This window comes from Chitinophaga sp. (genome assembly GCF_035761305.1).
In the GTDB taxonomy this organism is placed as follows: Bacteria; Bacteroidota; Bacteroidia; order Chitinophagales; family Chitinophagaceae; genus Chitinophaga.
Genome location: NZ_DASTRI010000183.1, coordinates 1 through 12,655, shown reverse-complemented (window position 1 = coordinate 12,655; position 12,655 = coordinate 1). Strand labels below are relative to the sequence as shown.

Genomic DNA, 12,655 nt, shown 5'->3' with positions numbered 1-12,655 from the left:
GTAAAACGGGCTACATTATGCACATAGCTAACCTTGGCATTGCTTAACCCTATGCTGCGCAGCGTAGTGGCCGGGGTGTCCAGCACCTGTTGTGGAGTAGGCTCCTGGCCGCCGTACAGCGCCAGGAAGCGGTTATAAATAACCGTAGCCACTTTGGTAGATAATTGCTGGCTCATAATAGAGGCAATAAGGCGCAGCGCAATATTTTTACGCGATGGTATTACCGGCAGCAGGCCTGTCATAATAGTCAGCAGCTTTTTATCCTTGCTTAGGTGCGGATGGTACAGCGCACCGGCATCCTGCAGGGGCGGCGCAGGAATGGTTTTAGGCGCATTGGCCTTTGCTGTTGCTACTTTTGCTACCACTGCCTTAGCTGCCCCGGTCTTAGCTGCTGCGGCTTTACCAGGCCTGGTTTTGGCAGCTGCGGTTGCCTGATTTGGAGCAGCTGTGGCTAATTTAATTTTAGGTGGACGCGCCGGTGCGGCTGCAGGTTTCACTGCATTTTTACCCTGTTTTTTTGCAGGTTTGGAAGCACCCGCCCCGGAGGCGGCTTTTTTAGCTGTTTTATTGGCGGAGGTTGTTTTTGCTTTAGCTTTTGCCATAGCTTTTCAGTTTTGGGCGCTATTAACGAAACATCTAAACGTAAAAAGAGCAGCTGTTACACCTTTGCTGCGGCACATTGAATGTTAAGGAGTTTGCAGCTCAATCAGCTTACCGTTTAAGCTCCTGTATGCAGTTCCGGGTTCTATCCGGTCATCTTTACTTCTGATCCTTACCTCAGCTTTAAATCCGCTCCAATCATTCTCTCTCTTACTTCCAACATCCTGCATTCAGCCTTAATCATCCTACCGCTGCAACGTCTTTAGAACGGCTGCGCATATATCACCTGCATCAAAGACTGGCCCACGGCTTTTAGTGTGCGGGGATCTATTACTTTCATATTATCGTTTTGTGTATGCCAGTGCGGGGCAAAGTTGCCGTTGGGCTGCAAAGCAATAATATCAAAAGTAGGAATATTGGCCATGGTGTTTACATATACATGATCGTCGGTAATAGCGGCGCCATTGCTCTCATAGCGGAAATAATCAGAGTAGCCCAGCTTGTTGGCTACATCCCAGAAAGCTTTCATGGGGCCCAGGGCATATTGCTGGGATGCGCCTTCCATATAAAACTGGGTGCCGCGGCCGCCTACCATATCCAGCAGTATGCCGTAGTTGGCCCTGTAGCCGGGTACATGCGGGTGTTTGGCCCAGTACTGGGTGCCCAGGCAATAGCTGTTCTCCTCATCGCTAACGCCGTAATCCTCTACATCGGTCATCAGCAGGTCTACCCCTATGGTAGGCTTTTGCTGGTGAAACTGGCGGGCCAGCTCCAGCAGTACGCCTACGCCGCTGGCGCCGTCATCGGCCCCGTCGAACGTTTTGGTTTTATCGGCCGGGTCCTGGTCGGCATGGGGGCGGGTGTCCCAGTGGGCCAGCACCAGTATGCGCTGTGTAGCAGCAGGGTTAAACACGCCTATGATATTAATGCAGGGCAGCTGTATATTTTTAGGGCCGGTAACCGTAGTGCGCTGCACGTATACCGTATCGGCCAGGGGGCGCAGGGTTTGTATGAGCCAGTCGGCGCACTTCTCCTGGGCAGGCGTATTGGGAATGCGCGGTCCAAAAGACACCTGTTTTGCCGTATAGGCATAAGCGCTATCTGCATTAAAAGCAGGTACCTTAACGGTAGATACCACGGTTTCCGTATTGCCTTCCCCGTTATTATTGTTGTTGCCGGAGTGGCAGGCGCCCAGTAACAAAGCAGTACCGGCAAGAATAGTCCAAAGTTTGCGCATAATTACGTAAGGTAACAATTGTAAACAGGCGCCGCACTTGCGGCGCCTGTTGTGTAAATGGCTTATAGAATGCTGTAGCTTACGCTACCGTCTTTTTCATCTTTCAGCTGTATGCCTACGGCCAGCAGCTGGTTGCGGATTTTGTCAGAGGTGGCGTAGTCTTTACGCAGCTTGGCCTCTTTCCGCATTTCTATGAGCAGCTGCAGCGCCCCATCCAGCTTGCTGTTATCCGTTACCTGCGACTCAGGCTGCAGGCCCAGTATATCTATCAGGTAGGTATGCCAGGTTTTTTGCAGTAGCTGAAAGGTGCTTTCACTGATCTCGTGCATTTTTATCTGCCCGCCTTTCAGGGAGTTGATCACCGGCGCCAGCTCAAACAGGTTGGCCAGCACTTTAGCGGTGTTAAAGTCATCGTTCATAAACTCGTCGCATTCACGGCACCATTGCTGCACCTGCTTATCCAGCTCCTCATTCAAGGGGCTGCCGTTGCTTTCATACGCCAGCTTCTGCAGCACATCATACGCCGACCATAAGCGCTGCAAGCCTTTTTCAGCAGCCTGCAGGGCCTCATTGGAAAAGTCGAGCGTGCTGCGGTAATGTGTTTGCAGCACAAAAAAGCGGATGGTCATGGGGCTGTAGGGCTTTTCCAGCAGGGGATGGGTGCCGGCAAATATTTCCGTAAGCTTAATGGTATTGCCATAAGCCTTACCCATTTTACGGCCGTTAATGGTGATCATGTTATTGTGCACCCAGTAACGGGCCATCAGCTCACCGTGGGCAATTTCGCTTTGCGCTATTTCACATTCATGGTGGGGGAACTGCAGGTCCATGCCACCGCCATGAATATCAAACTGGTTGCCCAGGTACTTGCTGCTCATGGCCGAGCATTCTATGTGCCAGCCGGGGAAACCTTCGCCCCACGGGCTGTTCCAGCGCATCAGGTGTTCCGGCGGCGCTTTTTTCCACAGGGCAAAGTCAACCTTGTTGCGTTTCTCATCCTGCGACTCCAGCTCACGGGTGGTTTCCAGCATATCGTCCAGCACGCGGCCGCTGAGCATACCATAGTCGTATTTTTCAGCGTACTTTTTTACATCAAAGTACACAGAGCCGTTTACCTCATAGGCATAGCCTTTGGCAATAATATTCTGTATCATGGCTATCTGCTCCAGGATATGCCCGGTAGCGGTAGGCTCAATGCTTGGCTCCAGGCAGTTAAACTGCAGCATGGCCCAGTGATACAGGTTGGTGTATTTCTGCACCAGCTCCATGGGCTCCAGCTTTTCCAGCAGGGCGCCTTTGGCAATCTTATCTTCTGCATCGCGGCCTTCTTCCTCAAAGTGGCCGGCATCTGTAATATTGCGTACATAGCGCACTTTGTAGCCCAGGTGCATGAGGTAGCGGTAAACCACATCAAAAGTGATGTAAGGGCGTGCGTGGCCCAGGTGCGACTCCCCGGAAACGGTGGGGCCGCACACATACATGCCTACATGCCCGGGATATAAAGGGGTAAATACTTCCTTCTGACGGTGTAGTGTGTTATATATTTTCAGATCTGACATATTAGCAATATTTCCGGGATTGCAAATATAGTGATTAGTGCTTAGCGGTTAGTGATTAACAGGTAAAACGCAGGCGGCTTATTGACGGAGCGTAAGGTTGGCAATAACCGGGTAATGATCGCTCAGGTCTGAATTGATCTTGCGGAAGCTGTTAATGGTAAATTGGTTGCCCGGCAAAATATAGTCAATGCGCAGGGTAGGCGCCAGGCCGGTAAAGGTGCGCCCGATGCCGGTACCTTTTTCCAGGAATGCATCCTGCAGGTTGCCGCGGATGGTAAAATAAGTATAGGAAGCCGGCGTGTCGTTAAAATCGCCGCAAACTACCACCGGGTAGGGGCTTTTTTTGATAAAGGCCGCCACAATATCGGCCTGCCTGCCCCGGCGCTGAAAGGCCTCCCGCATTTTTTGCATAATGCCTTTGGTAGCTACCAGCCCGGTATCTTCCTGCTTGCGTATTTTTTCAATGGAGCGGTAATCTTTTTCATTGAACCGGTACGACTCCAGGTGCATGTTAATGATGCGGATGGTATCGCTGCCGCGCATCACATCGGCATACACCATGCTTTCACTGAACGGGCCGTTGGTAAGCTTTACCTTCTCGGCCTGTATAATGGGATAGCGCGAGTAGATGATGGAGCCCCAGTGCTGCATGCCGTTGCGGTTAAAATCGCTGGAAAAATAGCGGTAAGGCAGCTGCATTTCGCGGGAAATATCTTCCCGGTTGTTGAAATCGTTCTTTTTCTCTGAAGTGTAAAAATCCTGGAAGCAGGCAATATCCGGCGATTGTTTTTTAATGAGCGCAAACATGGTTTGCCGGTTGTACTTGCTGTCTTTTTCGCGGTACAGGCCAAACAGCCCCACATTATAGCTCATTACGGTAATGCTGCCGGGCGGCGCGGCAAACTGGTTTTGGGCAGTAGGCCAGTGAAAGGCAATAAAGGCTGTCATGGACTTCCAGCCCAGGGCCAGCGCCACCAGCGAAAGCAGGCAGTATTTTACGTTGAATACCAGCCAACAGCAGAAAAAAATAACCAGCAGCACCAATAAGTAAGGGAATACCAGGGTGATGAAACTGATCGGCCACCAGCTAACGGGAGATACCCAGGGCGCCAGACAGGCCAGCAAAAACAGGCATACTATCCCTATATTAACGATCAGTAAAAAGCTCTTTGTAAGAAACCGGATAAATCTCAAAATTAGTACCTGACTCTTTTGGATAAAGATATACAAAAGCGTAAAAGTACAATATGAAAAAGTGAATGCCTACTTCTTCAGCGAAAAGCTGGCCATTACCGGGAAATGCTCAAACGTGGCATTGCGAAAGGTTTGGTAGCTGTGAATATTGAAATAAGATTGCGCCAGTATATAATCAATACGCAGGGTAGGCGACAGGAAGGAAAGCGTGCGGCCAATACCGCTGCCTTTTTCGAGAAACGCATCCTGCATTTGCCGGCTAACGGTATAGTAGGTGTACGATACCGGCGTATCGTTCATATCCCCGCAAACAATGGCGGGGTAAGGGCTTTCTTTTGCCAGCTTATGCAGCAGCTCGGCCTGGTGGGCGCGGGCCGTGAAGGTATGCCGCATTTTATATACCAGCCCGCGGGCCCCGGAAAACCGGGTGTGGTTGCCATCCAGCTTTTTAATGGCCTGCAGCTGCGCCAGCTCTGCGGGGTTAAACATGTAGGAGCGCAGCTGCGCCGTGTATACGCGAACGGTATCGCCGTAAATGAGCATATCGGCCTCCAGTATGCTGCTGCCGCTGCCGGCCTCACTGTAGTAGCCGCAGGGTATTTTGCGGGCGTGCAGCACCGGGTAGCGCGAAAACACCACTATGCCGTAGTGCCAGGTGTTCCATTGTGTTTTATCGGAGGTAAAAAAGTAATGCGGATAGCCCAGGTGATGCTGTATGCCCGCAATATTATTGGTAAGGTTGGGATCATCATTGGTATAAAACTCCTGCAGGCATAATATATCCGGGCTGGCTTCGCGCACAGTGCGGAAAATAGAGGTATGCATCTCTTCGTCCAGCTTATAGCCTTTTAGCCCCATGCTACTGGTATTAAATGTCATAACCGTAAACCGGGGCGGCTGCGGGCGCTCCAGGGCCCATTGCTGCGGCCAGTGCAGTGAAAAGCTTACCAGCACCGCATTGTAGGATAATATAACGGTACCGGCAGAAAGCCAGTAGTACCATTTTTTACAGATGATCCAGAAGGGAATAAAAACCAGGTTAGCTGCCAGCAGCGGGGGAAACAGCAAGCCAACAAAGCCGCTGGGCCACCATTGGTGCGGGCTTAGGTGCGGTAACCAGGCAGAAGTTAATAATCCAACATTTAACAGGCAGTTTATGCACAGCAGTAAGCGGGGTAGCAGCAATTGAAAGCGTTTCATGTGTACAGGCGGGGTTAATTAGCAGTATAAAAATATAGTACAGCTAATTAATTTCCAAATGGTTACATGCGGTTAAGCCTGTACGGTATTAGGATAAAAATTGAATTATTTTTTCAGCTATCCTGTTGTTTGCTGGCTCTTAATAAGGTTTCCTGCTCTTCGGGGGTGAGCGCATGCATGCCCTGTTCAGAAATTTTATCTAAAATTTCATTTAGCCGTTGTTCCGGTACAGCCCCTATTCTGCGGTAAGGGTTATTGCTGCCAACAGGGGCGGCCAGCTTTTTCTTTACCAGTGCTACCGCATCGTGGTGCTCCTGCGGCACGGCCGGATGGAACATGTGCGTGAACTTATATGTAAGCCGGTTAAGGCCGGCGCCCCAGTCTTTCCCTTTTTTCCACTGCATCATGAACAGGAATCCGGTAAGGCCGCCGCCTGCCAGGGCAGGTAAATAAGTTTGCGCGTCTGTATTTGCATCAAGCAAATGGGTGCTTACATTCAGCGTTACAAACAGCACGGTAACTATCCACAGGGGAATACCGCGGCCCAGCATGGGAAACAGCCGGTAGCCGGGAGCAACGGTGGTAACGCCTATGGCCAGCGCCATTACACTGGCAGCTGCGCCTATCATGCTGCCGGTGGGCAGTATATTCTCAAATGCCGGCATGGCGTGCATGCCCATTACATAAAAAATAGCGCCACACAGGCCGCCGTAAAGATATAAAGGTAAAATGCGCTGGTGGCCGGCTACGTTCTGCAGCAGGGAACCAAAAGCCCACAGCCATATCATGTTGCTGAATACCTGCCATACATCTATGTGGGAGAACATATAGGTGAGCAGCGTCCAGGGGCGGGTAAGTAACCGTGCAGGATTAGCGGGCAACGCGGTCCAGGCCAGTACATCCGAATTAAACCGTGAGGTGCTGAGATCCTCCATGTTATAAATAACCCTGGTAAATAACAGCAGGATGAATATGGTCAGGTTTACAACAAGCAGCTGGGTGACAATGTTCCTTTCTTCTCCAAGAGAAAGGCTTGGAATACGTTCTTTTTCCACCGTTCTCATACTACGAAATACTTTAATACAAAGGTACAACTAATAAAAATGCCGTCGGTTATTACTGTTCCAGAACTTCAGTAAAATATAGCCGAATATAACTCCGCCCAGGTGAGCAAAGTGGGCTACGTTATCGCCGGCCGTATTTTGAACACCTGAAACCAGCTCCAGCACAATCAATATGCCAACAAAGTACTTGGCCTTTATAGGAAAAAGAAAGTACAGGAAGATCAAGCTGTTCGGGAACAGGTAGCCGAAGGCGAACAATATACCAAAAACCGCGCCGGAGGCCCCCAGCGTGGCTGTGTTACGATAGTCGATAGCAAATTGCTGAATGAATACGCGGGCGGTTTGTATGATACCGGGATCGCCGGGCGCCTGCGCCAGCGCTATTTTCATACTCTCGGGGTTAAAGTTGCCCGAGCCCAGGTCGTACCGGCGGTCCAGCAGCGCAAAGTTGGAGTAGGTAGGCTCCTGCAGGAAGGCCTGTACATCGTGCGAAAGGCGGATGTTCTCATAGGTAAGCACGCCCATGTGGCACATGGCGGCGCCTATGCCGCAAATGGTATAAAAAATAAGGAAGCGTTTGGGGCCCCATACATTTTCCAGCGTGGCGCCAAACATCCAGAGGGTGAACATATTGGAGAAAATGTGCCCGAAGGAACCGTGCATGAAAAGATGTGTAACAATCTGGTGGGGGCGGAACAGGTCCGAGCCCCAGTAGTGCAGGGCAAATGTATCTGTTATCCAGTTGCCCATCATAGGGTCAAGGGTTTTCTGCGCCAGGAATACCAATCCGTTAATGATCAGAAGGTTTTTGATCACCAGTGGGAGAATTTCAAATCTGCCGGGCCTGAATTCGTTCATCTGTTAAATTTTTATTTTTCTAGCGGTCAGTACGGGTTCCCGGTGCACCGGGATGGAACTTGCTCCCGGCAAGCCGGGGCAGGCCATGATAATCATTGCATTTTTGTTTTTACAAGGTGTTCGTGAATGCTTTGCATTTTATTCATAGCGTTGCCTGATTTTTTCAGCTGTCTGCCAATGGTTTCTTTTCCAGTAATACTACATTTTCAATATGATGTGTATGCGGAAACATATCCACCGGCTGTATGTTGGCAACCCGGTACATGTTGCTGAGAAGGGCCAGGTCCCTGGCCTGCGTAGCCGGGTTACAGCTTACATATACAATTTTGGGCGCCGCTATCTGCAACAGCTTACCCACCAGCTTTTCGTGCATACCTGCCCGTGGCGGGTCGGTAATCACCACATCCGGCTGACCATGCTGTGCAAAAAATTCATCATTGCAAATATCCACCACATCGCCTGCAAAGAACTCCGCATTTTTTACCTGGTTACGTTCCGCATTTTCCCGGGCATCGTCAATGGCTTCCCTGATCAGTTCTATACCAATGACCTTGCGGGCCTTGCGGGATACAAAAATACCAATGCTGCCGGTTCCACAATACAGGTCGTACACACTTTCTGTTCCCGTTAAAGCGGCAAAATCGCAGGTTACCTGGTACAGCGTTACCCCCTGGTAGGTATTGGTTTGGAAGAAAGACTTGGGGCCTATTTTAAAAACAAAGTCTTCCAGGTTTTCCTCCACATATCCTTTTCCGTAGTACACTTTGGGTTCCAGGTCAAAGATACTATCATTCTTTTTAGGGTTAATGGTATAAACAATGGTGGTAATGGCGGGAACAACGGCCAGCAAATGGTCCAGCAGGGCCTTGCGGGCAGCTTCATCCTCATGGTGTATCACCAGGTTCACCATCACCTCGCCGGTAGTGCATATACGTACCACCAGGTTGCGCAGCCAACCCTGCTGCGCCCGGATGTCGTAAAAAGCCAGTCCGTTGGCTTCTGCATAAGCGCGTACAGTGTTGCGGATAAGGTTTACCGGCTCCTGCTGCAGGTGGCAGGTATTTATGTCCAGCACCTTGTCAAACAGGCGGGGCACATGAAAGCCCAGGGCATTACGCTGCTTTATTTCACCGGCTTGCTGTATTTCCTCATTGGTCAGGTACGCTTTGTTGCTGAAGGTAAATTCCAGCTTATTGCGGTAGCCCCTGCTGTGCGGCGAGCCCAGGATAGGGCTGATGGGCGGCAGCTCCAGCCGGCCTATGCGCTGCAGGTTATCGACCACCTGCTGTTGCTTATACTGCAGCTGCAGGGAATACGGCAGCATTTGCCATTTGCAGCCGCCGCATACGCCAAAATGCTCGCAAAAAGGAGTAACCCGCTCGGCGGAGTAGGAGTGGATGTGTATGGCAGTGCCTTCGGCCCAGTCCTTCTTGTTTTTGCTGAGCCTAACATCCACCACATCGCCGGGCACCACGCCGCCTTCAATGAATATTACTTTCCCGTTCTGACGGGCCAGGGCTTTGCCTTCTGCGGCATAAGCGCTTACCGGTACTTTTTCCAGTACCACATTTTTTTTCCTCACGGGTGCAAAGGTAGTGTTTTTGATGGGCTGGTGCATGCAACCACTGGTCATACATGATATGGACTTTTCATTTTTTACTGCTACATTTACACCCATCCTAATCCTATGCGTAAACTTTTATTCCTCATCGCCGTTTTGTGTTACAGCCAGCTGCAGTTGCAGGCGCAGGGCTACCAGCTTACCGTTAAATTCAGGCAATTTACCAGCGGCCGCATGTTCCTGGCCCATTACATGGGCAAAGGCACCTACCTCGCCGATTCTGCCATGATAGACGCTACCGGCACCGCGGTGCTGAAAGGCAAGGAGCCTTTGCCGGGGGGCATTTACATGGTGGTATTTCCCGGAAAGCAGCGCTACTTTGAAATGCTGCTGGATAAAAACCAGACTTTTACCATTAGTGTAGATACTACTGACCTGGTGGGCAAAACCGTATATAAAACATCGCCGGAGAACGACCTGTTCCTGGAATACAACCGTTTCCTGGCTAAGCTGCAGCCTAAAACAGCCGCCATACAGGACCTGCTGGCGAAACGTACTGCACCGGACACCGCCCGGGCGCGTCCCCTGCAAACAGCGCTGAACAAAGAGATACAGGATTACCGTACAGCCTTTATAAACAAGCATCCCGGGTCGTTATTAACCAGCATATTCAAAGCCATGCGCGATCCGGAGGTGCCGCCCAGGCCAGCCGGTGAAGACTCCACTTTTGCTTACCGCTATTACCGCGCCCATTACTGGGACGATGTGAACCTGAACGACGGCCGCCTGGTGCGCACCCCCATACTGGAAGGCAAGCTAAGCAAGTATTTTAACCAGGTGGTGCCCATGCAGCCCGACTCCGTTATTGCGGAATGCGACCAGCTAATAGCCAAAGCACGTAAAGACAAGGAAATGTTTAAGTACGTGCTGTGGTGGCTTACCTATAATTACGAAACATCGCCCTACATGGGTATGGACGCCGTGTTTGTGCACCTGGTAGAAAAATACTACGTACCCGGCGATGCCTACTGGTTAACCAGCGACCAGCTGAACAAGATCATATCCCGGGCCTATGCCATAGCGCCCAATCTTATAGGGCAGCAGGCGCCGCCCCTGGAAATGCAGGACTCCACCTCAAAACCGCTTTCCCTGTATAGCACCAAAGCCAAATATACCGTGCTGGTATTCTGGGACCCCACGTGCGGGCATTGCAAAACCGAAGTGCCCCGCCTGGACAGCGCCTTTAAAGCCAGCTGGCAGAAAAAAGGCGTAGTAATGTTGGGTATAAAAACGGACGGTACACGGGAAGAATGGCTACAGTTTATTAAAGAGCACCACCTTACCGGCTGGGTACATGCCTGGGACCCGCAATCGCAAAGCAACTACCGCCGCCTGTACGATGTGTACAGCACCCCCGTGGTGTACCTGCTGGATGAAAAGAAGAAAATACTGGCCAAACGCCTGGGCGTAGAGCAGCTGAACGGCTTCCTGGAAAGACTGGAGCAGCAGGAGGAAGGAACAGCCGCCGTAAAAAAATAACAGGCAACGGCTAACTGCCGCCGTAATACCAGCCATAAAAATGTGTGTTGACCCCTGCTTTAACACCCCCGCAAAAAAATGTGGGGGTTTATGTAGGGGAGAGTAGTTGCGCAGGCATTGCGCAGCAATGTCGCAGCAATGGCATGTAGGGAACACACCGGTAGCATACGGGTAAAATACCGGTTTTACACCCTTGGAAAGCCGGCGCCTATACAACCTACTGCGCGGCGCCTGCATAAAGCCGGCTGAATGTTATTACCCGCGGGGCGCAACATCCCTCACCATATATAACATACCCTTAACACCGTCGTATTACTCCTTCATTTAGGCGTTACAACTTATTTGTAATCAACAAGATAAATTTTCAAAAAAACTATTTGGCATAGTCTTTGGAAACACCCTTTGGTGAGCGAAAAAGTGATTTATAACCCAAAAAGTGTTGATTATGAAAAAGAAGTTAATCCTGTCTTTTGCAGCGCTGGTTTTTTCTTTGGCTGCCATGTCCCAGGTAAGGGTAGGTGTTAAAGGCGGCTGGAACCTGGCTAATATTTCCACCAGCAATAGTGGTGCTACAGACAACAGCAAAGCCATATCCCGCTATCACATAGGTGTAATAGCCGATATGCCGCTGATAAAAGATATACTGTCCTTTCAGCCAGGTGTATTTTACAGCAGCAAAGGTTCCAAGGTAGAAAGTGGTGACAAGGACAATCCTTCTGTTACCAGTCCGTATACAAAATACACCACTAATCCCCAGTACATTGAGATACCGCTGAACTTCGTAGGTAAGGTGCCCATTGCGGACAATGCGCGCCTGTTTGCGGGTATAGGCCCTTACTTTGCTTTTGGCGTAGCCGGTAAAAACAAATACGTGGTAAATACCGGTGTAGCCAGCACAGAAGGCAGCAGTAGCATTAAATGGGATGATGATACCCCGTTTAACAATGATGATCCAAACCAGGGCCTTGACAAATACAAGCGTTTTGACTGGGGCGGTAACCTGATGGTAGGTGCGGAAGTTTCTAATTTCCTGATCTCTGCCCAGTATGGGTTAGGCTTTAACAAGATATTTTCCGGCCAGGAAGACAGCAGCGACAACAAGAGCAAGAACCGTGTGTTCAGCGTATCTGTTGGCTTCCTGTTCTAGGCAGTTTATTACAGGTGCATGCAGGCGGCATCTTTTTATTGAATACACCACAAAAGGTATAACACGGGCCTGCGGTTGTTTTACCAGTAAAAAAAACACAGATGAAAAAAGTACTCTTATCAGCAGCAGCTATGCTGGTTGCAGCCCTTTCATTCGGACAGGTAAAATTCGGGGTAGTAGCCGGGCCTAATTTTTCCAGCGCTACCACCAAGCTTGGAGGAGATAAAACTACCAGCTCCCTGATAACCCACATAAGAGCGGGGATTACGGTAGACCTGCCGCTGGCAGATGAGTTTTTTATCGGTACCGGCTTATTGTATGCCGGCAAGGGCGGTAAGGATAAAGATAACGGCGATGTTAAAACCACGCTGTCTTACCTGCAGGTACCTGTTCTTTTCACATACAAGCCGGAAGTAGGTAACGGCAACCTGGTATTAGGTGTTGGCCCTTACCTGGCTTACGGCATAGGCGGGAAATATAAAGGCAGCGCAGGCAATGTAAGCCTGGAGGCCAAGGCGTTTGATGATGAAGCAGGCGACATGAAGCTGAACCGCTTTGACGCCGGCGCCGGCATCCAGGTAGGCTATGAAATGAAACAAGGCCTTTACTTTGGTTTAAATACAGACCTGGGCCTGGTGAATGTAGCCAGTGAGAAGGAAATTGCAGGAGCCGATCATTCGTTTAAGAACACCTCCT

General features: G+C 50.3%; 10 protein-coding genes and 1 pseudogene. 3 read left to right on the top strand and 8 right to left on the bottom strand.

Annotated elements, in window-relative coordinates:
• From VFS25_RS15760 to rlmD, 8 genes and pseudogenes are all read right to left on the bottom strand, one after another.
• Positions 1 to 602, bottom strand: a pseudogene (locus tag VFS25_RS15760) (hypothetical protein); the annotation flags it as partial.
• A 260-nt stretch (positions 603 to 862) separates the two neighbouring features.
• On the bottom strand, positions 863 to 1,837 hold the full coding sequence (locus VFS25_RS15755; RefSeq protein ID WP_326463127.1) for a M28 family peptidase: 975 nt from the start codon (positions 1,835 to 1,837) through the stop codon (positions 863 to 865).
• 62 nt (positions 1,838 to 1,899) lie between these two features.
• Positions 1,900 to 3,396 carry a cysteine--tRNA ligase gene (gene cysS / locus VFS25_RS15750; protein WP_326463126.1) on the bottom strand — a complete coding sequence of 499 codons (1,497 nt, stop codon included), beginning with the start codon at positions 3,394 to 3,396 and terminating at the stop codon, positions 1,900 to 1,902.
• 78 nt (positions 3,397 to 3,474) lie between these two features.
• The gene (locus VFS25_RS15745) at positions 3,475 to 4,590 is read right to left on the bottom strand and encodes an endonuclease/exonuclease/phosphatase family protein (protein WP_326463125.1); all 1,116 of its coding nucleotides are present in this window, start codon (positions 4,588 to 4,590) and stop codon (positions 3,475 to 3,477) included.
• Between the two features lie 69 nt (positions 4,591 to 4,659).
• Positions 4,660 to 5,790, bottom strand: a complete 1,131-nt coding sequence (locus VFS25_RS15740) for an endonuclease/exonuclease/phosphatase family protein (protein ID WP_326463124.1) — start codon at positions 5,788 to 5,790, stop codon at positions 4,660 to 4,662.
• A gap of 113 nt (positions 5,791 to 5,903) precedes the next feature.
• Positions 5,904 to 6,854, bottom strand: a complete 951-nt coding sequence (locus VFS25_RS15735) for a rhomboid family intramembrane serine protease (RefSeq protein ID WP_326463123.1) — start codon at positions 6,852 to 6,854, stop codon at positions 5,904 to 5,906.
• A 30-nt stretch (positions 6,855 to 6,884) separates the two neighbouring features.
• The gene (locus VFS25_RS15730; protein ID WP_326463122.1) at positions 6,885 to 7,670 is read right to left on the bottom strand and encodes a rhomboid family intramembrane serine protease; all 786 of its coding nucleotides are present in this window, start codon (positions 7,668 to 7,670) and stop codon (positions 6,885 to 6,887) included.
• A gap of 205 nt (positions 7,671 to 7,875) precedes the next feature.
• Positions 7,876 to 9,345, bottom strand: coding sequence for a 23S rRNA (uracil(1939)-C(5))-methyltransferase RlmD (gene rlmD / locus VFS25_RS15725; RefSeq protein ID WP_326463121.1), 1,470 nt, complete (start codon positions 9,343 to 9,345; stop codon positions 7,876 to 7,878).
• 54 nt (positions 9,346 to 9,399) lie between these two features.
• Between rlmD and VFS25_RS15720 the strand changes: the two genes are divergently transcribed.
• The 3 genes from VFS25_RS15720 to VFS25_RS15710 all read left to right on the top strand — a co-directional run.
• Complete coding sequence (locus VFS25_RS15720) at positions 9,400 to 10,812, top strand: redoxin domain-containing protein (RefSeq protein WP_326463120.1); 1,413 nt, start codon at positions 9,400 to 9,402, stop codon at positions 10,810 to 10,812.
• Between the two features lie 445 nt (positions 10,813 to 11,257).
• Entirely contained in the window at positions 11,258 to 11,959 is a 702-nt protein-coding gene (locus tag VFS25_RS15715) for a porin family protein (RefSeq protein WP_326463119.1), read from the top strand.
• Positions 11,960 to 12,060: 101 nt separating this feature from the next.
• Positions 12,061 to 12,655 (top strand): porin family protein (locus VFS25_RS15710; protein WP_326463118.1); only part of this gene is annotated, 595 nt, incomplete at its 3' end.

What these genes read in the sequence shown, in the direction of transcription:
- VFS25_RS15740 (WP_326463124.1), bottom strand. Translation starts at nt 5,790, where the DNA reads ATGAAACGCTTTCAATTGCTGCTACCCCGCTTACTGCTGTGCATAAAC.
- VFS25_RS15720 (WP_326463120.1), top strand. Translation starts at nt 9,400, where the DNA reads ATGCGTAAACTTTTATTCCTCATCGCCGTTTTGTGTTACAGCCAGCTG.
- VFS25_RS15715 (WP_326463119.1), top strand. Translation starts at nt 11,258, where the DNA reads ATGAAAAAGAAGTTAATCCTGTCTTTTGCAGCGCTGGTTTTTTCTTTG.
- cysS (WP_326463126.1), bottom strand. Translation starts at nt 3,396, where the DNA reads ATGTCAGATCTGAAAATATATAACACACTACACCGTCAGAAGGAAGTA.
- VFS25_RS15755 (WP_326463127.1), bottom strand. Translation starts at nt 1,837, where the DNA reads ATGCGCAAACTTTGGACTATTCTTGCCGGTACTGCTTTGTTACTGGGC.
- VFS25_RS15735 (WP_326463123.1), bottom strand. Translation starts at nt 6,854, where the DNA reads ATGAGAACGGTGGAAAAAGAACGTATTCCAAGCCTTTCTCTTGGAGAA.
- rlmD (WP_326463121.1), bottom strand. Translation starts at nt 9,345, where the DNA reads ATGACCAGTGGTTGCATGCACCAGCCCATCAAAAACACTACCTTTGCA.